The sequence below is a fragment of the Bifidobacterium sp. LH_416 genome, from assembly GCF_056357055.1.
Window position 1 is genome coordinate 206,259 of sequence record NZ_JBKEVJ010000004.1, and the last position, 18,717, is coordinate 224,975.

Annotated in this window: 14 protein-coding genes; 11 read left to right on the forward strand and 3 right to left on the reverse strand. The window is 56.4% G+C overall.

The features are described from left to right. Nucleotides 1-336 precede the first annotated feature (336 nt). Both ilvC (AC1AY0_RS09160) and ilvC (AC1AY0_RS09165) read left to right on the forward strand, forming a co-directional pair. Entirely contained in the window at nucleotides 337-1,389 is a 1,053-nt protein-coding gene (gene ilvC / locus AC1AY0_RS09160; RefSeq protein ID WP_476526280.1) for a ketol-acid reductoisomerase, read from the forward strand. Nucleotides 1,390-1,805: 416 nt separating this feature from the next. Then, nucleotides 1,806-2,858, forward strand: coding sequence for a ketol-acid reductoisomerase (gene ilvC / locus AC1AY0_RS09165; RefSeq protein ID WP_101625425.1), 1,053 nt, complete (start codon nucleotides 1,806-1,808; stop codon nucleotides 2,856-2,858). A 275-nt stretch (nucleotides 2,859-3,133) separates the two neighbouring features. Here ilvC (AC1AY0_RS09165) and AC1AY0_RS09170 read toward each other — a convergent pair whose 3' ends face one another. The 3 genes from AC1AY0_RS09170 to malQ all read right to left on the reverse strand — a co-directional run bounded on the left by AC1AY0_RS09170 (nucleotide 3,134) and on the right by malQ (nucleotide 8,469). Then, nucleotides 3,134-4,948: a glycoside hydrolase family 13 protein gene (locus AC1AY0_RS09170; RefSeq protein ID WP_101625424.1), complete on the reverse strand. Its 1,815-nt coding sequence runs from the start codon at nucleotides 4,946-4,948 to the stop codon at nucleotides 3,134-3,136. 191 nt (nucleotides 4,949-5,139) lie between these two features. Next, nucleotides 5,140-6,153 carry a LacI family DNA-binding transcriptional regulator gene (locus tag AC1AY0_RS09175; protein ID WP_101625423.1) on the reverse strand — a complete coding sequence of 338 codons (1,014 nt, stop codon included), beginning with the start codon at nucleotides 6,151-6,153 and terminating at the stop codon, nucleotides 5,140-5,142. 87 nt (nucleotides 6,154-6,240) lie between these two features. Then, entirely contained in the window at nucleotides 6,241-8,469 is a 2,229-nt protein-coding gene (gene malQ / locus AC1AY0_RS09180; protein WP_101625422.1) for a 4-alpha-glucanotransferase, read from the reverse strand. 672 nt (nucleotides 8,470-9,141) lie between these two features. Here malQ and dnaK point away from each other — a divergent pair. From dnaK to AC1AY0_RS09225, 9 genes are all read left to right on the forward strand, one after another. After that, complete coding sequence (gene dnaK / locus AC1AY0_RS09185) at nucleotides 9,142-11,025, forward strand: molecular chaperone DnaK (protein ID WP_101625421.1); 1,884 nt, start codon at nucleotides 9,142-9,144, stop codon at nucleotides 11,023-11,025. Next, on the forward strand, nucleotides 11,025-11,780 hold the full coding sequence (gene grpE / locus AC1AY0_RS09190) for a nucleotide exchange factor GrpE (RefSeq protein WP_101625420.1): 756 nt from the start codon (nucleotides 11,025-11,027) through the stop codon (nucleotides 11,778-11,780). The genes dnaK and grpE overlap by 1 nt, the downstream gene beginning before the upstream one ends. A gap of 251 nt (nucleotides 11,781-12,031) precedes the next feature. Further along, complete coding sequence (locus AC1AY0_RS09195) at nucleotides 12,032-13,057, forward strand: DnaJ C-terminal domain-containing protein (protein WP_101625419.1); 1,026 nt, start codon at nucleotides 12,032-12,034, stop codon at nucleotides 13,055-13,057. A gap of 166 nt (nucleotides 13,058-13,223) precedes the next feature. Further along, nucleotides 13,224-13,808 carry a heat shock protein transcriptional repressor HspR gene (locus AC1AY0_RS09200; protein ID WP_033890752.1) on the forward strand — a complete coding sequence of 195 codons (585 nt, stop codon included), beginning with the start codon at nucleotides 13,224-13,226 and terminating at the stop codon, nucleotides 13,806-13,808. Between the two features lie 81 nt (nucleotides 13,809-13,889). Next, entirely contained in the window at nucleotides 13,890-14,561 is a 672-nt protein-coding gene (locus tag AC1AY0_RS09205; protein ID WP_033890751.1) for an HAD family hydrolase, read from the forward strand. 277 nt (nucleotides 14,562-14,838) lie between these two features. After that, entirely contained in the window at nucleotides 14,839-15,600 is a 762-nt protein-coding gene (locus tag AC1AY0_RS09210) for a DedA family protein (RefSeq protein WP_476526282.1), read from the forward strand. 514 nt (nucleotides 15,601-16,114) lie between these two features. After that, nucleotides 16,115-16,852 carry a CpaE/TadZ family protein gene (locus tag AC1AY0_RS09215; protein ID WP_237746100.1) on the forward strand — a complete coding sequence of 246 codons (738 nt, stop codon included), beginning with the start codon at nucleotides 16,115-16,117 and terminating at the stop codon, nucleotides 16,850-16,852. Beyond that, nucleotides 16,845-17,972: a TadA family conjugal transfer-associated ATPase gene (locus AC1AY0_RS09220; RefSeq protein ID WP_081975056.1), complete on the forward strand. Its 1,128-nt coding sequence runs from the start codon at nucleotides 16,845-16,847 to the stop codon at nucleotides 17,970-17,972. The genes AC1AY0_RS09215 and AC1AY0_RS09220 overlap by 8 nt, the downstream gene beginning before the upstream one ends. Continuing rightward, entirely contained in the window at nucleotides 17,939-18,607 is a 669-nt protein-coding gene (locus AC1AY0_RS09225; protein WP_033890749.1) for a pilus assembly protein, read from the forward strand. The genes AC1AY0_RS09220 and AC1AY0_RS09225 overlap by 34 nt, the downstream gene beginning before the upstream one ends. Nucleotides 18,608-18,717 lie beyond the last annotated feature (110 nt).

The following is an 18,717-nucleotide window of genomic DNA, read 5'->3' on the forward strand; positions in this document are numbered from 1 at the left end:
CTTGGCTCCCCTTGTCAGGGGAGCTGGCTCGCGAAGCGAGTCTGAGGGGTAGTCATACACCATGCAGTTTCTGAATGAAACTACCCCTCAGTCACTCCGTGACAGCTCCCCTGACAAGGGGAGCCCAAGTTCCGAAAAACAACGTGTCACGTTGTGAAAATCTTTGATTCCACAACGTGAACCCCCTGAGGGCTTTTCCAAATGAACAGGACTAAACCTGCATATCGGAAAAGCCCACAAGGAAAACCACAGCAGATTTCTGCACTACATCAAGCAGAACGTAAGTAAGTAATACTCACCCCATAAATAAACAAATAAATATAAAGGAGCGCCAAAATGGCAGCAACTATCTGGTACGAGAAGGACGCCGATCTGTCCGTGTTCGATGGCAAGAAGGTCGCCATCCTGGGCTACGGCTCTCAGGGCCACGCTCACGCACTGAACCTGCATGACTCCGGTGTCGACGTGGTCGTCGGCCTGCGTCCTACCTCCAAGTCCGTTGAGTTCGCCAAGGAGCAGGGCCTGGAAGTCAAGTCCGTGCCTGAGGCAGTCGCTGAGGCTGACGTTGTGATGATCCTTCTGCCTGACCAGTACCAGGCCAAGGTCTACAAGGAAGATGTTGAGCCGAACCTGAAGCCGGGCGCTGCTCTGGCCTTCGCTCACGGCTTCAACATCCACTACGGCTACATCAAGCCGTCTGAGGATCACCCGGTGTTCATGGTTGCCCCGAAGGGCCCGGGCCACATCGTTCGTCGTGAGTACGCTGCTGGCCGTGGCGTCCCGGTCGTCGTCGCTGTTGAGCAGGATCCGGACGGCAAGACCTGGCCGCTGTGCCTGGCTTACGCCAAGGCTCTGGGCGCTCTGCGTGCAGGCGCCATCAAGACCACCTTCACCGAGGAGACCGAGACCGATCTGTTCGGCGAGCAGGACGTCCTCATGGGCGGCATCAACCACCTGTGCGACATGGGCTTCGACGTGCTGACCGAGGCTGGCTACCAGCCGGAGATCGCTTACTTCGAGGTGTTCCACGAGCTGAAGATGCTCGTTGACCTCGCTAACGAGGGTGGTCTGAACAAGGCTCGTTGGTCCTGCTCTGACACTGCTCAGTACGGCGACTACACCTCCACGGTCATCACCGAGGAAACCAAGAAGCGCATGCAGTACCAGCTCAAGCGCATTCAGGATGGCTCCTTCGCCAAGGAGTTCATGGATGACCAGGCTGCTGGCGCTCCGAAGTTCAAGAAGCTGCAGGAAGAGTACTCTCACCCGCACCTCGAGACCGTTGGCCCGAAGCTGCGCGCTATGTTCTCCTGGAACAACGGCCCGGCCAAGGATCAGGATGAGGCTGAGTCCTTCAACGGCAAGATCGCTCGTACCCAGGTTCAGTGATTGCTCAGTGACACTCGCCTGCTAATACAGCGAAATCACTGACCTTACTTACCAGGGTTTGCAATAAGGCTGCTGGCTGCACATGATGTGCGGCAGCAGCCTTTTTCTATTTGATGAGATATGGCACAGAGATGTGCGCTGCGATATCGCACGGCGATATTGCATAATGAGCAAATGTCCAAAAATGCGCGAAAGGCAGCTCACGTTGTGGGACGCACGCAGGCCGAAGCGCTGTTCTCGATAGGATAGACCTCAGTTTCCGGGTCGCGCCCACAAGGCGACACCCGCCACGCTTGAGATAGTCCGGCTTTTGCTGGATGCCCAAACGCGCATTGCGAGCAATTTGCATCATGCGCAACCAAACAACACCGTGTGCCGGCAAGAATGACGGCACGCAGCTTTACAAGGAGTGCTTAATGGCTGCACAAATCTGGTATGAAAACGACGGTGACCTCTCCGTGCTCGAAGGCAAGAAGGTTGCCATTATTGGTTACGGCTCTCAAGGCCACGCTCACGCACTGAACCTGCGTGACTCCGGCGTTGACGTGGTCGTCGGCCTGCGCCCGACTTCCAAGTCCGTTGAGTTCGCCAAGGAGCAGGGCCTCGAGGTCAAGTCCGTGCCGGAAGCCGCTGCTGAGGCCGACATCATCATGATCCTGGCTCCCGATCAGTACCAGCGCACGATTTGGGCCAACGACATTGAGCCCAACATCAAGCCGGGTGCTGCTGTCGCTTTCGCTCACGGCTTCAACATTCACTACGGTTACATCAAGCCCACCGAGGATCACCCGGTGTTCATGGTCGCTCCGAAGGGCCCGGGCCACATTGTGCGTCGTGAGTACGCTGCTGGCCGTGGCGTCCCGGTTGTGGTGGCCGTCGAGCAGGATCCTCGCGGCGACGGCTGGGCTCTGACCCTGGCCTACGCCAAGGCTCTGGGCGCTCTGCGCGCCGGCGCCATCAAGACCACCTTCAAGGAAGAGACCGAAACCGATCTCTTCGGTGAGCAGAACGTGCTCATGGGTGGCGTGAACAAGCTCGTCGAGATGGGCTTCGAGGTCCTCACCGACGCTGGCTACCAGCCGGAAATCGCCTACTTCGAGGTCTGCCACGAGCTGAAGATGCTCGTCGACCTGATGAACGAGGGTGGTCTGAACAAGGCTCGTTGGTCCTGCTCTGACACCGCTCAGTACGGTGATTACACCAACACCGTTATCAACGAGGACTGCCGCAAGCGCATGGAATACCACCTGCAGCGCATCCAGGATGGCTCCTTCGCCAAGGAGTTCATCGACGATCAGGATGCCGGCGCCCCGCACTTCAAGGAGCTGCAGGAGAAGTACTCCAACGAGCGCATCGAGACCGTTGGCCCGAAGCTGCGCGCCATGTTCTCCTGGAACAAGGATGGCGTGAAGGATGCCGACGAGGCCAACTCCTTCACCGGCAAGATCGCTCGCGCCCAGGTTCAGTGATTTCACGGTTCCTAGCCGAGCCGCTGACTAACGCATAGCAAAAGGCCGCCGCCCTGATTAATTTCAGAGCGGCGGCCTCATTTGTTGTGCCACGCTAATGCATTTCGTGCTTATTTGCACTGGCGTGGCATGACACCGTGCCACGCCAGCGCATAATCGAATGATTTGCGTCCGTGTGGCAAAGTTTTGGCCACTTTGGGGCTGATTTAACGCAAAGGTTGTGCCACGCCAACGCATATTGCGCTGATTTGCACTAGCGTGGCACAGAAAGACGCCTATCGAAGCAGCCAAACGCTAGTATCGGCGGGGAGCTTACCGTCGGCAGTCAGCGGGCCGGACGTGAGCACCACATCACCTTCGGGCAGAGCAAGCGGAGTGCTGCCGAAGTTCGTCACCGAAGTGAACGCTCGGCCCTCGGTTGCTAGGCGAGTGTATGCCACGACATCATTACCCATATCCACCTGAGTTGCGGACGTGTCACGCGTGGCGGTCAACGTTTCCTGGCGAATCGCCAAAGCCGTGCGGTACAGCGTGTACATCGAATCCGGATCGGCCTGCTCCACATCAGCGCAGTAATCCTTAAACCAGAGCGGCTGCGGCAGATGCGGGTCGGCGGCCGGAGCGATGCCATCGGCCTGCATAGCAGGGGAGAAGCCGAACGATGCGCCCGTGCCGAACTGGCCGGCTGCGCACAGCGGCACATGATTCTCGCCACTGCCATCATCAGCAGGCTCGGGCAAGCTGAAATCAGCAAGCTTTGGCTCGTCGGCAGCAGTCCATGGCAGAGGCACACGGCAGCCATCGCGACCTTTATCCATCGTGGCCTGATTCGTGTGGAAAGCAGTCGGATCTTCAAGATGATCCCACGGAATATCGGCCACTTCGAACAGACCCAGTTCCTCGCCCTGATAAATGTAAGCAGCACCCGGCAGACCGAGTTCCATAAGCGCGGCGGCGCGGGCGCGGCGGGTGCCCAGCTCGCGATTCTCTGGGTACGTGGTTCCATTGCGCAGCAGCCAATCGTGCGGCAGCTGGTGGTACGGTGCGCCCTTGACCTGCGGAAGGCCATAGCGGGAGGGGCTGCGCGGCACATCGTGATTGTTCATCACCCACGTGGTGGTGGAGCCGTTCGTTTCAGCGGCGGCCTTGAGGCCGGAGGCGATTGCCGAACGGAATTCGTCGGCGAACCAGTTGGCCTCGGCGAAATCAAAATTGAAGGACTGACCAAGCTCGTCCATCGAAGCGTACAGATGCTGATGCTCAGGCACCACCCAAGCCTCGGCAACGGCGAAGCGCGGCGGATTGTATTCGTTGAACACTTCGCGCCACTCGCGGTAAATATCATGCACTTCGCGGCGATCGAACAGCGGATGGGAGAAATCATGGCACAGCGCGCCGGTGGAGCTGTACTCGCGGCCAAGCTCCTCAAGCGGCTTGGATTCCAAGTCCTTGGCCAGGCCGTGCGCCACATCGATGCGGAAGCCGTCGGTACCGTGGTCGGACCAGAATCGCAGCGTCTTCTTGAACTCTTCATGGATGTCCGGATTCTTCCAGTTCACATCCGGCTGAGCCTTATCGAACAAATGCAGATACCACTGGCCATCAGCTACACGCGCCCAGGCCGGGCCGCCAAAGAAGGACTGCCAATCGTTCGGCGGCAATTCACCATGCTCGCCGCGACCTTCGCGGAAAATATAGCGATCGCGTGCGCGGGAGCCGGGCTCGCTGGCAAGTGCCTCTTGGAAGAAGACGTGCTTATCGGCAGTATGGTTGGGCACAATGTCGACAATGACCTTGATGCCGGCTGAATGGGCGGCTTTAACCATGGCGTCGAAATCATCCATAGTGCCGAGGCGCGGGTCGACATTACGGTAGTCGATGACATCGTAGCCGCCATCGGCAAGGTCAGACGGATAGAACGGGGATAGCCAAATAGCATCCACGCCGAGATGCTGGAGATAATCCATCTTTTCGGTGACGCCGGCAATGTCGCCGAGGCCGTCGCCGTTGACGTCCTTGAAGCTGCGCGGATAAATCTGGTAGACGACTGCCTGCTTCCACCAGTCGTCATTGAGATTGTTGGCGGTCATTGAAGGCTCCTTTTACGGGTTTGTTATTGGGTTTTGATGTAAGTGCTACTGCGCTTCATTGCAATGTCATGACAACGATATCATGAATATATGCAAAAGAGAAATCAATGATTTAAGTGCGTTGTATGGCAACGTAGTCAAATCAATGGTCAGTAATCAGAGCAATGATTGATTATGAATTAATTCAATGATTATGCGCGAGGCGGTGCAGTGGTTTCACGCAGCATCAGCAGTGCATCAGGCCGCTGGAACGCTGGCTCAATCGGCTTACCGGCGATGGCATCCAGTGCCATCTGGCCTGCCGCTGCGCCCATCGCAAAAGGATCCTGATGCAGCGTGGTCAGGCCCACTGCTTGAGCCAAATCCAAATCATCAAAGCCAACAATAGATACATCCTGCGGAACCTGCCGACCATACTGGCGCAGGCGGAACAGGGCAGGCAATGCCATCTGATCATCCTCAAAGCAGAATGCAGTGATATTGGCTGGCGCAGTGAGCACGGCATTGAGCACAGCACTGGCTTCATTTTCGTTGCGCGGCACCTGAAGATGCGTTACTTCGACATCTGGATGCGCTGCGGCGGCATCCAGCAATCCCTGTAAACGGGCTTCAGCACTGTATTTCATGCTGGTCACAATGGTCTCACCGCCCACGAAAGCGATATGGCGGTGGCCAAGTGCAATCAGATGCTCAATGGCGGAACGAGTGGCGGAACGGTCATCGATACTAACGCCCGCGTCGAATCCCTCGTTGGAAGGGATGTTAATGCCGATAATCGGCACATGCATATGCTTGAGGCGCTCCACTTCGCTGGGCTCAATATTGAACGAGCTGACTACCACGGCATCGGCATTGCGGCGCACAGGCAGGTCGGCGAAGAAGGCCTGGCGTTCGCCGGCATTGCGCATCGGGTAGGGGACTGTGTCATACCCTGCAGGGCGGAGTACGGAATCAAGTCCGGCAAAAATATTGGAATTAAACCATGTAGTAATGGTTTCGCTGGCAAGTAACGCAATGCGGAAGGACTGGCCGGACTTCAGCGCGGCAGCCGATCGGGAAATCGAATAGTCCAGCTTTTCGGCTGCGGCCATGACCTTGTCGCGGGTTTCGGGAAGCACGAGGTCGGGCTTGGCGAATGTGCGGGACACTGTGGATACAGAGACTCCCGCTTCCTGAGCCACTGCCTGAATGCTTGCCTTGGTCATGCCGCCCCTATCGTTGTATCGATTGCCGATTGCTTCGGAATCATTATTATGACAACGATATCATAGCGATAGGGGCGGTTGAATGCGTTATCTTCCGCGCATTACCGCGGAGAGTGACTGTACGCGAGGCAAATCGAAGACCTCGCCGGTATGCACCACATGCTCATGCTCGTCAGCCAACGGCACTCGCCAGTTCGAATATTCGCTGGAGGTGCCCGGCTGATTTTGTGTGCGATGTTCGCCTACGCCGTCCACCAATGCCGCCTGCAGCAGCAGCGATGGCGTATCGGTAAGCATCGCGTGCATGGCCTCGACGATTTCCTGAATGTGATTCGGCACATCGTCTGCCACAGATTGCGGAATATAACCGCTGGCCACAAGTCGATTCATCATCGCAGTGCGCTCGGCCAATGCCGATGCCGCAAACGATTCCACCGGTTCGCTCAGCAGATGCAGCTTCTCGCGCAGATGCACATGCTCAAAGTTCAGGTAGCCAGCGGTCGGCGGCAAATCGTGAGTGGTCACGGAGGCCAACGCCTGCTTGCGGTATTCGCTCGGTTCCTTATAAGGATCGCCAGCATTCGGCGAATCGTCCACGCGGGCGAACCATTCCACATCCGTGCCGAGTACGCCATGGTCGGCCAGGACCTGCCGCACATATGCCGGTACAGTGCCGAGGTCTTCGCCGATAACCATGCCGCCTACGCGTGTGGCTTCAATGGCCAGCACGCCCAGCATTGCCTCATGGTTGTACATCACGTATGCGCCGTTCTTGGCTCCGAGACCCTGCGGAATCCACCACAGGCGGAACAGTCCGAGTACATGATCGATGCGCACGGCACCGGCATGCTCGTACATGGAATGCACCATTTCGCGGTACACCTTATATCCGGTGGCTTCAAGATGCCGCGGATTGAACGGAGGCTGGCCCCAATCCTGACCTTGCTGGTTGTAGAAGTCTGGCGGGCAGCCGACCGTAACCGAGCCGGTGGCAAAACGCTCAGGATTGGCCCACGCGTCTGCGCCAAGGCCATGCACGCCAACCGCCATGTCCTGCATCAAACCCAATGCCATGCCATGATTAAGCGCGGAGTGCTGTGCCTCATTCACCTGTTCGGAGGCGATCCATTGCAGCCAACGATTGAATTCAAACAGATCTTGATGCTCGGCCACGAGTGTTTGCACGGCTGAATCGTCAATGTTCTTCTCAAAGAACCAACGATTCTCACCCCAAGGCGCACCCCAGATTTCAAAGCACAGGCACCACGTGGCAAAGGAATCGAGGTCAGGGCCTGCTTCCGCCTTGAAATGTGCGAACTGCTGCTCTCGTTCGGCGCTGCGGCCGGCGTCGAAAATCAATCGCAATGCCGGGCGCTTGGCTTCCCATGCCGTGTTGATGTCCATTGGCGTGACCTCGTCGTTGCGGAATGCCACGGACTCGTGCAGCGCATCGACCTGTGCGCGGATCTCGGCGGGCAGAGTAGCGTATTCCGGAATATCCTGCGGACGAATGTAGGTCACATTCAAGAATCGGCGAGATTCCGGCAAATACGGCGAAGGCTCCAGCGGAGGAATTGGTGCGCCGGCGTGAATCGGGTTGATCAGCATGAAGTCGGCGCCGGACTTTTCCGCAGCATCTTGCGCGAGGCGCTTGAGGTCGCCGTAATCGCCGATTCCCCATGACTCAGGGGAGCGCACGGAATACATCTGGACCATCCAGCCCCAGCGCTGGTGTTCGGCTACTGCGTGAGGTACGGCAATGCGCGCTGGTGCATTGATGATGGTGGCAGTGCCGTGGCGATCGTCTGCAGTGACTGTCAGCGTATGGTAGCCCATCGGTAAGTCGGTATCTAAGGTCAGATCCATCTGGCCGGAATTCAAATCAGGAATCAGAGCGATGGATTCGTAGGTGCCGCCGTCTTCAAGGGTGACTGATGCAGTGACATCGGTATCTGCAGAACAGTTCAGGGTGATGGTGGCTGGTTTGCCGTAGTTGGTGACGATAGTTGGGTTTAGCAAACGTTTGCTGTTTTCGGCTTCGATATTGGCGATGGACTGTTCGATAGCCTCATCGGTGGAGGCGTCAATATCGAGGGCCTTGAGTACTGCGACTAATGCTGCGTCGCTGATTTCCGTATATGTGCCCAGCTGGTCGATGAATGAAGTGGCTACGCCTGCGGCCTTGGCAAGTTTGATAAGCGGGCGGGCCAGTCGTGCTGGGCTTTCCGTTTGAGGTTGTGGCTGCGCTTGCGCGTGTGCCTCCTGCGGTTGCGGAGTGTTATGGGATGCCGCTTCATTGCTGCATGTACCAGTCATAGGAAACTCCTTGCTTCTCTTGCATCTTTGCTCTTCGTTTGCATTACTGCTCTATAGCCTCTCCGCGTTGAGGTACCAGTAAAAAGGGCAGGCTAATGATCAAACGTGCTGATATCAAAGTAGCTCAAATTGACAACGATTGCAATAATGCGGAGTTTTGATAAAGTGCGCCCCTCCGTGCGCCGCATTTCCGGGAATGCGGCGCACGGGGCCTGTATCCACGCCGTATTCCGGAAAATGCGTCGTGAAACGCATTGTGAAACGTCCCTTTTGCGTCGCATTTCGGGGAACGTGGCGCGTGAAGCCCGCAAATGTGACGCATTCCGGGTATTGCGTCGCCGAGGAAGTGTTTTAAACGGGTTTTGTGACGCATTTCCGGGAATGTAGTGCTGCGCGAGCCTGTTTGCGCCGCATTTCCGGGAATGCGGCGCGCGAAGGGGCGGGTGCCCCAGCTGGGCGCGTAAAAACTTGAGCGAAGCACGCTCAACTTTTTGTGATGAATTTGGGAATAGAACTTGCTAATTGGAAGTTGAGTGATGTAGGCTCAAGTTTGGAAGGTCCGAGAGCCTCCAAGAAGTTCGGAAGAAACTCGGAAGGGTTTCAGAAGGATTCCTCAAGGAACTTGGGCGAGAAACGTAAGAACGAATAAACAAGACAAAAGGAGCACACATTATGGCACGTGCAGTTGGTATCGATTTGGGTACTACGAATTCCTGCATCGCAACGCTGGAAGGTGGCGAGCCCACCGTTATCGTGAACGCTGAGGGCGCTCGCACCACGCCGTCCGTGGTGGCATTCTCCAAGTCCGGCGAAATCCTCGTCGGCGAAGTGGCCAAGCGTCAGGCTGTCACCAACGTTGACCGCACTATTTCTTCTGTGAAGCGTCACATGGGCACCGATTGGACCGTTGAAATCGACGGCAAGAAGTGGACCCCTCAGGAGATTTCCGCACAGATTCTGATGAAGCTGAAGAGGGACGCTGAGGCTTACCTCGGCGAGCCCGTTACCGACGCCGTCATCACCTGCCCGGCATACTTCAACGATGCTCAGCGTCAGGCAACCAAGGACGCTGGCAAGATCGCAGGTCTGAACGTCCTGCGTATCATCAACGAGCCGACCGCAGCCGCACTGGCTTACGGCCTTGAGAAGGGCAAGGAAGACGAGCGCATCCTGGTCTTCGACCTCGGCGGCGGCACTTTCGATGTCTCCCTGCTGGAGATCGGCAAGGACGACGATGGCTTCTCCACCATTCAGGTTCAGGCCACCAACGGTGATAACCACCTGGGCGGCGACGATTGGGATCAGAAGATCATCGATTGGCTGGTTTCTGAAGTCAAGAACAAGTACGGCGTTGATCTGAGCAAGGACAAGATTGCCCTGCAGCGCCTGAAGGAAGCTGCTGAGCAGGCGAAGAAGGAGCTCTCCTCCTCCACCTCCACCAGCATCTCCATGCAGTACCTGGCCATGACCCCTGACGGCACCCCGGTCCACCTGGATGAGACCCTGACCCGTGCTCACTTCGAGGAAATGACCTCCGACCTGCTCGGTCGCTGCCGCACCCCGTTCAACAACGTGCTGCACGACGCTGGCATCTCCGTGTCCGACATTGACCACGTGGTGCTGGTCGGTGGCTCCACTCGTATGCCTGCTGTCAAGGAGCTCGTCAAGGAGCTCACCGGCGGTAAGGAAGCCAACCAGTCCGTGAACCCGGATGAGGTTGTGGCTGTCGGCGCTGCTGTGCAGTCCGGCGTCATCAAGGGCGACCGTAAGGACGTGCTGCTCATCGATGTGACCCCGCTTTCCCTCGGTATCGAAACCAAGGGTGGCATCATGACCAAGCTCATCGACCGCAACACTGCTATTCCTACCAAGCGTTCCGAGGTCTTCTCCACCGCTGAAGACAACCAGCCGTCCGTGCTGATTCAGGTCTACCAGGGTGAGCGTGAGTTCGCTCGCGACAACAAGCCGCTGGGTACCTTCGAGCTGACCGGCATCGCTCCGGCTCCGCGTGGCGTCCCGCAGATTGAGGTCACCTTCGACATCGACGCCAACGGCATCGTGCACGTTTCCGCTAAGGACAAGGGCACCGGCAAGGAGCAGTCCATGACCATCACCGGTGGTTCCGGCCTGCCGAAGGACGAGATCGATCGTATGGTCAAGGAAGCTGAAGCTCACGAGGCTGAGGATAAGAAGCGCAAGGAAGACGCTGAGACCCGCAACCAGGCTGAGGCCTTCGCCTACAGCACTGAGAAGCTCGTCAACGACAACAAGGACAAGCTCTCCGATGACATCGTCAAGGAAGTCACCGAGAAGGTCAACGCTCTGAAGGAATCCCTGAAGGGCGACGACACTGAGAAGGTCAAGACTGCTCAGACCGAGCTGATGACCGCTGCTCAGAAGATCGGCCAGGTGCTGTACGCCCAGCAGGGTGCTGAAGGTGCCGCTGCCGGCGCTGGTGCTGCTGGTGCTTCCGCTGGTTCTGCTTCCTCTTCCTCCGACGATGACACCGTCGAGGCTGAAGTTGTGGATGACGATGACGATAAGGGCAACAAGTGATGTCCGAGTTCAATAAGGACGACTACCTGAACGACCTGCCCGACGCAGACGATTTGGCTTCGGCCGCGTCTGCTGACGGCCAGGCCGCTCAGGCCTCTTCTGAGGCGGATTCCAACGCTACTGCTGGTTCCGCCGCTGCCGATTCCTCCTCGGCTCCCGCTAACGGCGCTGCCGCGTCTGGTACCTCTTCGGCTCCCTCTGATGAGGGAGCTGGCGCGGCGAAGTCCGCGACTGAGGGAGAGACCCCGGCGAACGCCGGAGACCAACAGTCTGGCGAAGGCCAGCCTGCCTCCGACAACGCCAATGCCGAAGACACCCTCACCCCGCTTGGCAAGGCCAAGAAGGAAGCTGCTGAATACCTCGAGGCCCTTCAGCGCGAACGTGCGGAGTTCATCAACTACCGTAATCGCGCGCAAAAGGAGCAGGAGCGTTTCCGTCAGCACGGCATTATCGATGTGCTGACCGCGCTGCTGCCGGCGCTCGACGATATCGATCGCATTCGCGAACACAGTGAGATGGATGATTCCTTCAAGGCTGTGGCTGCGAAGATCGACAAGGCGTTCGAGAAGTTCGGCGTTGAGAAGTTCGGCGAAAAGGGCGAGGACTTCGACCCTACCAAGCATGAGGCAATCCTGCACAAGCCGGATGCTGATGCTGAGAAGGAAACGGTGGATACCGTGGTCGAAGCCGGCTACCGCATCGGCGACCGCGTCATCCGCGCCGCCCGAGTAGTAGTAGCCTCCCCTCACAACTGATTTCGCAAGCATATATGCAACGGAGTGTGGGGCAGAGGGGAACATCGTCAGACCGTAAGCTTGGCCCATTGTGCTTCGCACAATCGTCGCAACAAGTTGCTCCCCTCGCCTGTGGGCAGTCCACTGGACTGTCCACTAGACGGCTCGGCAGCCTTGAGTGTGTCGGACGATGTTCCCCTCTGCCCCACACGTCCTAACACTTACTCTTTTACTAATTTCATAATTAAAGACTTTCAAGAAAGGAGACATGAATGGCTGAAAACGAATGGCTGAGTAAGGATTTCTACAAGGTCCTTGGTGTCTCCAAGGACGCCTCAGACGAGGACATCAAAAAGGCGTACCGCAAGCTTGCCCGTAAGTATCACCCGGATGTGAACAAGACCAAGGAAGCCGAAGAGAAGTTCAAGGATATCTCCGAGGCTTACGACGTGCTGAGCAAGAAGGAGGATCGCCAGAAGTATGATGCGATTCGCCAGTTCGGCATGGGAGGCGCTCGCTTCGCTGGTGGTTCCGGTTCTGGCGGCTTCGATGCTTCCGGTTTCTCCGACATCTTTGGCTCCATGTTCGGCGCTGGCTCGGGTATGGGCGGCAATGGTTCGCGTATCCGCTTCTCCACTTCGGGCGGCGGCAATCCGAATCTGAACGATATCTTCTCCATGTTCGGTGGCGCTGCTGGTCAGGGTGCTGGCGCTGGCTATGGCCAGTCACCGTATGGTAACGCTGGCGGCTACTCCTATGAGGAGGCTCCGCGTCCGGAAAATGGTGAGGACCGAAATTCCAAGATTGCTTTGACGCTGCGTCAGGCGGTTAAGGGCGCTACGGTTTCCTTGTCTGTGGACGGCAAGAAGTTCAAGGCTCATGTGCCGGCAGGCGTTAAGGATGGCCAGAAGATTAAGCTGGCTGGCAAGGGTAAGCCTGGTATTAACGGCGGTCGCGCTGGTGATTTGTACCTGCACGTTACTGTCAAGCCGGACGATACCTTCTCCATGCGCGGGCATGACATTGTGATGGATTTGCCTGTTACCGTGGGCGAGGCTGTTGCTGGCGGCAAGGTTGAGGCCAAGGACATCGATGGCAATCCGGTGACGTTCAAGGTGCCGGCTGGCTCGAGTTCTGGTGCTGAGATCAAGCTCGCTGGGCTGGGTGTGAAGCGTGGCAATCAGCCGGGTGATTTGATTGGTCGCGTGCAGATTATGGTGCCGGCTAAGCCGGGACTGATGCTGAAGCACGCAGCCAAGGAATTTGATGAAAAAGCCGGCGACTATCTGCCCCGATAATCCTCAGCTTTTGCTGTGAAGCAAAGCTGACTCGCTGGTTTCGGCTTGCTGGTCGGTGACTTTTCCTCCTCCGGCTCCCCTCTATGAGGGGAGCTGTCGGCAAAGCCGACTGAGGGGAGAGCCAGCTCAAGAGAATCAAACATAACGATCTATATGGAGGTGCACAATGGCGCGAACAGTCAATCAGATGCGGCAGCTTTACGCCATGTGCGCCACTGCTTTGGTGATGGGCCGCGCCGACCTTGATGGTGCTGATGAGGTCGGCTTCGACATCGAACTGCCCATTTTCACTGTGGGCCAGGCTGCTGAGCTGGCCAATATTCATCCGCAGACTCTCCGTCAGTATGATCGATTGGGTCTGATTCGTCCACAACGTACCGGTGGTGGCGCTCGCCGCTATTGCCTGCGTGATATCGCTCGTCTGGCTCGAGCTCAGCGGTTGAGTCAGGATGAAGGCATTAATCTTTCCGGCATCGCGCGCATTCTGGAACTCGAAGAAGAGAACCGGCAGTTGCGCCGCGAAGTCAAGCGCATGCAATCCAATGGTGAGGAAAGCGTGTTCGCTGCTGGTCGTGATGGCAATATCGTTGAGGTGCAGCGCTCGAATCGCGCGCGTCTGTGGCGTAATGCAATTCGCCGCGAGACCCGTGAACTACCGGGGCGCTCATCATTCGCCAATCGTGCTGATACTGGCGATTCTCGGACTAGCTCTTCCGACGACTCCAAATCCATGGTCCTCTGGGGTTGGTGACGCGCACTGCTGTCGTGCTGGCTTGGTGCAATAGTTTGTACATACACATCCGACTACGCCAAACCGTAAATGGAGGAAATCATGCTGCTCAAGGCTGTGTTTTGGGATTTAGACGGCACGCTTATTGACTCGGAGCCGCTCTGGCATGATGGTGAAATTGAGATTGCTCATGCTAACGGTGGCGAATGGAATGAGGAACTGGGCTGGATGTGCTCTGGTACGCCGGTTCCGAACGTGGCGCGCAACATGATTGAGCGCGGCTGCAAGCTCAGCGTTGAGGAGATTGATAAGCAGCTTAAGGATTACGTGTTCAACGCGGAGGTTCGTCAGCTGCCGTGGATTCCTGGCGTGCGCGAAGTGCTGCATTCGCTCAAGGACGCTGGCATTCCTTCCATGCTGGTTACTACGTCTCCTCGCCGTATGGCGGACAATATCATGGCGCAGTCGGAAGGTCTGTTTGCCGGTTATGTGTGCGGCGATGATCCGTATGAGCATAAGCCGAATCCTGCTCCTTATTTGGCCGCTGCCGCAAAGCTCGGCATCGCTAAGGAAGATATGGCTAAGTGCGTTGTGCTGGAGGATTCGGCTGTGGGTCTTCAGGCTGGCGCGGCTTCTGGTGCCACGTTGATTGCGCAGACCGGCTGGATTCGTACGGATAACTCGGGTCTCGGCCAGTTTGCTTCCATTGATTCCTATGACGGCATTGATGCTCACGCGCTGGATGCCTTTGTGCGCCAGCGTTTGGGTGCCTAGCTGTTCTGTGTTCTGCTGCATCGGATGATTACATTCATTCGATGCAGTGGTTTATACCCATAACAGTTGCGCCAAAGGTCGTATTGCTCCCAGCTCAGTAGTTGAATCTTTGCAAAACCTTAGCGTCTGCTTAGCTTCTGAACGTTATCTTTGAGATGACCAACTGGTAAGGTGGTTGACGGTTTCAAGACGAATGTCTGGCCGGTTGCCCCGGTCCGGTTAGCGTCTTACAGAACGAATGCGAATACTGCTTTCGCTCGAATTTCATAGGAATAGCATGGGTTTTATTAATTTTATTCTCGAGCTGCTTAAAGATCCGCGTGCGGCTATTGCTGGTTGGATTGCCATGGGTGTGGCGCCGACCTTGGGCTTTATCTTCCTGATTGTCTTTATTGAAACCGGCGTGGTCTTCTTCCCGTTCCTGCCGGGTGATTCGCTGCTGTTTGCCGCCGGTGTGTTTGCGGCTCCTGATGCGGCGACGGGTAAGGCCGCATTGCCGTTGCTGTACCTGCTGCCGGTAGTGTGGACTGCACCGATTATTGGCGATCAGTGCAACTACTTCATTGGTCATTTCTTTGGCCGTCGAATCATCCAGTCTGGCAAGGTCAAGGCCATGACTCCTGAGCGTATCGCTAAGACTGAAGGCATGATTGAGAAGTGGGGCCCGCTGGCTGTGTTCTTGGGTCGATTCTTCCCGTTTATTCGTACGTTCATGCCATTCATCTCAGGTATTTCCGGCATGCGTTGGAGCCGTTTCACTCCGTTCTCTGTGCTGGGTGGTTTGACGTGGTCCACGCTGTTCACGCTTCTGGGCTACTTCTTCGGCAACATTCCGGCTGTGCAGGATCACTTCGAGCTGGTGCTTGTGCTCATCCTGTTGGTCTCCTTGGCTCCGACCATTGTGGGATTGTTCAAGGCTAAGTTCGGCAAGAAGAAGCCGGCTGCTGAGGGTGATGCTGAAGCTCCCGCTCATGTGAAGTTGACTGATTCTCAGCTGGATACGTTGGAATCCGGTATTGAGAACCTCGGCAACAAGTGATGTTGGTTGGTTCGTAAGCAACTCTGACTAGTAAGGCAGCCAGCCTGTTCGCGACTGTGAAACGGTGTGTGAAACATTCCGTGGAACCTCTCGTGAAACAGGCTAGCTGCCTTTTTGTTATCCACATTTGTTGTGGATGACACGCCGGGGTGTGGATAACTTGGCAAGCTAGAACCACATAGGTCGGTTTCGATTGCATGGCTGACAGTTACTACGATTCAATCGGTCTATGAACACAACTACGTCACTTCAGCCGGTCACTATTACAAGACCGCTTAGCCTTTCTGCAACGGTGGCACCATCGCCGGTGCCGCTCCCTACGGCACCGCCCAGTCAACCGCATCCAAAGCCCGAACGCAGTGTGAGAACAGTTCCCGGTCCGGAACCACGATTGCATTACTATTCTCCGGCATCCAGGCCGGCACGACCACTGAGCTCATGCAGACGCCAGCGTTCCAACGATTCGCCCGGTGTTACTCCGTCTACGGACGTAAAACTGCACAATATTGTGGCGATGACATCCAGTCACAGTGGCATGGGACTCAGCACCACTGCTGCGATGCTGGCCTGGACGTTGGCTCAACGAGACCTCAGTTGCGCTTTGATCGATGCTGATTTTGCTTCCGGCTGTTTGGATTTATTGCTCGGAGTGGAGCGAGAGCCAGGATTGCGTTTCAATCAGATTTGTGCACCGCTTGGCAATGTTGAAGGCGAGGTGCTCGGCGGCGAGCTGATTTGTTGGGAAAACGTGCGTGTGCTGCCATACAACCCGTGGATTGGGCTCCGCCCGAATCAATGGGAAGTACAGGCTGTAGTTCGTGCGCTCGCATCCGCCAACGATGTGGTGATTGTGGATGCGGGGCAAGGGGAATTAGTGCAAACCATCCCAGATTTGAACCATGCCATGCATTTTATGGGTGCTGAACTTTCCGTCATGGGGCTGGCTCGTGCCAGAACGCATCGAGCCAAACTATCCACATGGGATTGCCCGACGCCCCAAATCATAGGGTTCTCGCCTCGCGGGGCTCCACGCGGACGTGGAGAAGTGAGCATGGCGGAAGCGGAAACATACCTGACCTCTGAAATTGTGGGGCCAATAAAGCCGAGCGCACATTTATGCGGAGACGTGCTGGAGGGACTCGGTATCCGTGCCGTACCCAAATGCAATCGCAGAGCAGTGAATCGTCTTGCTGACATAGTGGAACAGTCGATACGTAAGGCGGTGAACGATAATGACAGTCACAATGATTGACGCTTCACGGCCAACGCAGGCGCAACACCCGAAAACACCAGTGATCTCTTTCGGACTGCTCTCTGAGCTAGCCGACGACCCGGAAGTAACCGATGTGGCGGTTACTTGTGAGGGGCTCGTATGGGCTGATAGGGGAGAAGGTATGCGGGAGCATCATTTGCATGTACCATTCCGGTCTCCAGCAGTGGTGAGGGAATATGCGGTGCAATTATGCGCGCAATTGGGGCGCAGACTTGATGATGCCTGCCCGATTGCAGACGCTTCCAGTGTGGAAGGTGTCCGCGTTCATGCGGTTATAGCGCCACTAGTGCCACAAGGGGCAGCCATCTCTATACGATTCCCCAGCATAGAGGCTGTGACGCTGCAGCAACTAGCGTGCAACTCCATGTTTCCTATGAGTTGGTTGCCTCTCCTACAAGGACTTGTGCACGGCAAAGCAACGATTTTAGTTACAGGCGGCACCGGATCCGGTAAAACCACGCTGGTTAAAGCGCTGCTTGCTGAATGCGATCAGTATGAGCGCATTGTGACTGTGGAAGAGGTACGTGAGCTTGGCGCATGCAATCACGCTAATTATGTGTCGCTAGCTGCTAGAGAAGCGAATGTGGAAGGTGCTGGTGCCGTGGGTCTTACGGAGCTTGTTAAGGCAACGCTTCGTATGAGACCTGACCGTGTGGTGCTTGGTGAATGCCGTGGAGAAGAAATCGTAGACCTACTGCGAGCATTCAATTCGGGGCATCACGGGGGTATGACCACGCTACATGCCGATAGCGTGGCACGTGTGCCATCGCGCCTGGTGTCTCTTGGTTTGCTGGCGGACGTTACTCCACAGGCAATGACCATGTTGGCACAAGATGCGTTCGATGCGGTATTGCATGTGGAACAAGTGAATGGACGCAGGCATATTGCACAAATTGGGCTGCTCTATGGAATGGACGGAACTCTGGAAGGTCTACCGTTGGCTCGATGGTCTGGTTCCGGCGAACCGTGGTATTCGCCTGAATGGCTGCGATTCTTGATGTCTTGGAGCAAGCCCAATGGTGTTATATGGCTGGACGATACTGACAATGACTTGTACCAAGGGGAATGGAATTGCACTACTTGTGCGCCGCAATGGTGATGGTCGCCATACTGATATGGCCGCAGTCAAACAGTGCTGTTCGTCTGCGGAAGAAATGCCATGCCCAAGGCGCTCGCTATGACGTATTGCAGACAACTTCCCCGATACGTCGCAGAACCCAGCGCATTGGCATTGCACAGGCGTTAACTGCAATGATTGCACGCCTGAACAGCGGCGGTACGCTGCTCGAAGCATGTGAAGATATGCACGGGAGCCGTTTTGCAACCGCAAGATTAACGCACATCAGGTTGCTGGTCATGTTTGAGAAGATTCGCTTGCCTGATGAAACCTATCATCAGGCAGTTCGTGTATCTCAAGGCGTGCATGCAGCAGCGCAAGTCAGCGAACGGTTGGGGTGCCGGGCATCGCCATGCTTGGAAGTGGTGCTGGCGGCATATAGGCAGATGAGATTACTCCAGCATGCGCAAGAGCAAGCGCTCGCAGTGCCCAAGGCCACGGTCGGATTACTGAGCGCATTGCCAGCAGCAACCGTGGCGCTTGGCGAACTGATGGGAGCACATCCGCTGAATGTTTTGCTGGGATCTACGCGTGGATTAGTGTGCCTGATTTCAGGAGGATGCAGCTATGCGGTGGGTTTGCTGTGGGTCCAAGCGTTAATACGAAAGCATTCGTGATGGAATCAATGTGGATCGGTATTGCTGCGGCATGCGCTGCGTTGGCATCATGGTTGTACTGCAAGCCTGTGGTGGCAATCGGTCGATTGCGTAATGCCATGAACGGTGAC

Excerpts from the sequence above, each read along its gene's own strand:
- AC1AY0_RS09225 (WP_033890749.1), top strand. The coding sequence starts at position 17,939 with ATGGAATTGCACTACTTGTGCGCCGCAATGGTGATGGTCGCCATACTG.
- AC1AY0_RS09205 (WP_033890751.1), top strand. The coding sequence starts at position 13,890 with ATGCTGCTCAAGGCTGTGTTTTGGGATTTAGACGGCACGCTTATTGAC.
- dnaK (WP_101625421.1), top strand. The coding sequence starts at position 9,142 with ATGGCACGTGCAGTTGGTATCGATTTGGGTACTACGAATTCCTGCATC.
- AC1AY0_RS09220 (WP_081975056.1), top strand. The coding sequence starts at position 16,845 with ATGATTGACGCTTCACGGCCAACGCAGGCGCAACACCCGAAAACACCA.
- AC1AY0_RS09195 (WP_101625419.1), top strand. The coding sequence starts at position 12,032 with ATGGCTGAAAACGAATGGCTGAGTAAGGATTTCTACAAGGTCCTTGGT.
- AC1AY0_RS09175 (WP_101625423.1), bottom strand. The coding sequence starts at position 6,153 with ATGACCAAGGCAAGCATTCAGGCAGTGGCTCAGGAAGCGGGAGTCTCT.
- ilvC (WP_476526280.1), top strand. The coding sequence starts at position 337 with ATGGCAGCAACTATCTGGTACGAGAAGGACGCCGATCTGTCCGTGTTC.
- AC1AY0_RS09200 (WP_033890752.1), top strand. The coding sequence starts at position 13,224 with ATGGCGCGAACAGTCAATCAGATGCGGCAGCTTTACGCCATGTGCGCC.
- AC1AY0_RS09215 (WP_237746100.1), top strand. The coding sequence starts at position 16,115 with ATGACATCCAGTCACAGTGGCATGGGACTCAGCACCACTGCTGCGATG.
- malQ (WP_101625422.1), bottom strand. The coding sequence starts at position 8,469 with ATGACTGGTACATGCAGCAATGAAGCGGCATCCCATAACACTCCGCAA.
- grpE (WP_101625420.1), top strand. The coding sequence starts at position 11,025 with ATGTCCGAGTTCAATAAGGACGACTACCTGAACGACCTGCCCGACGCA.
- ilvC (WP_101625425.1), top strand. The coding sequence starts at position 1,806 with ATGGCTGCACAAATCTGGTATGAAAACGACGGTGACCTCTCCGTGCTC.
- AC1AY0_RS09170 (WP_101625424.1), bottom strand. The coding sequence starts at position 4,948 with ATGACCGCCAACAATCTCAATGACGACTGGTGGAAGCAGGCAGTCGTC.
- AC1AY0_RS09210 (WP_476526282.1), top strand. The coding sequence starts at position 14,839 with ATGGGTTTTATTAATTTTATTCTCGAGCTGCTTAAAGATCCGCGTGCG.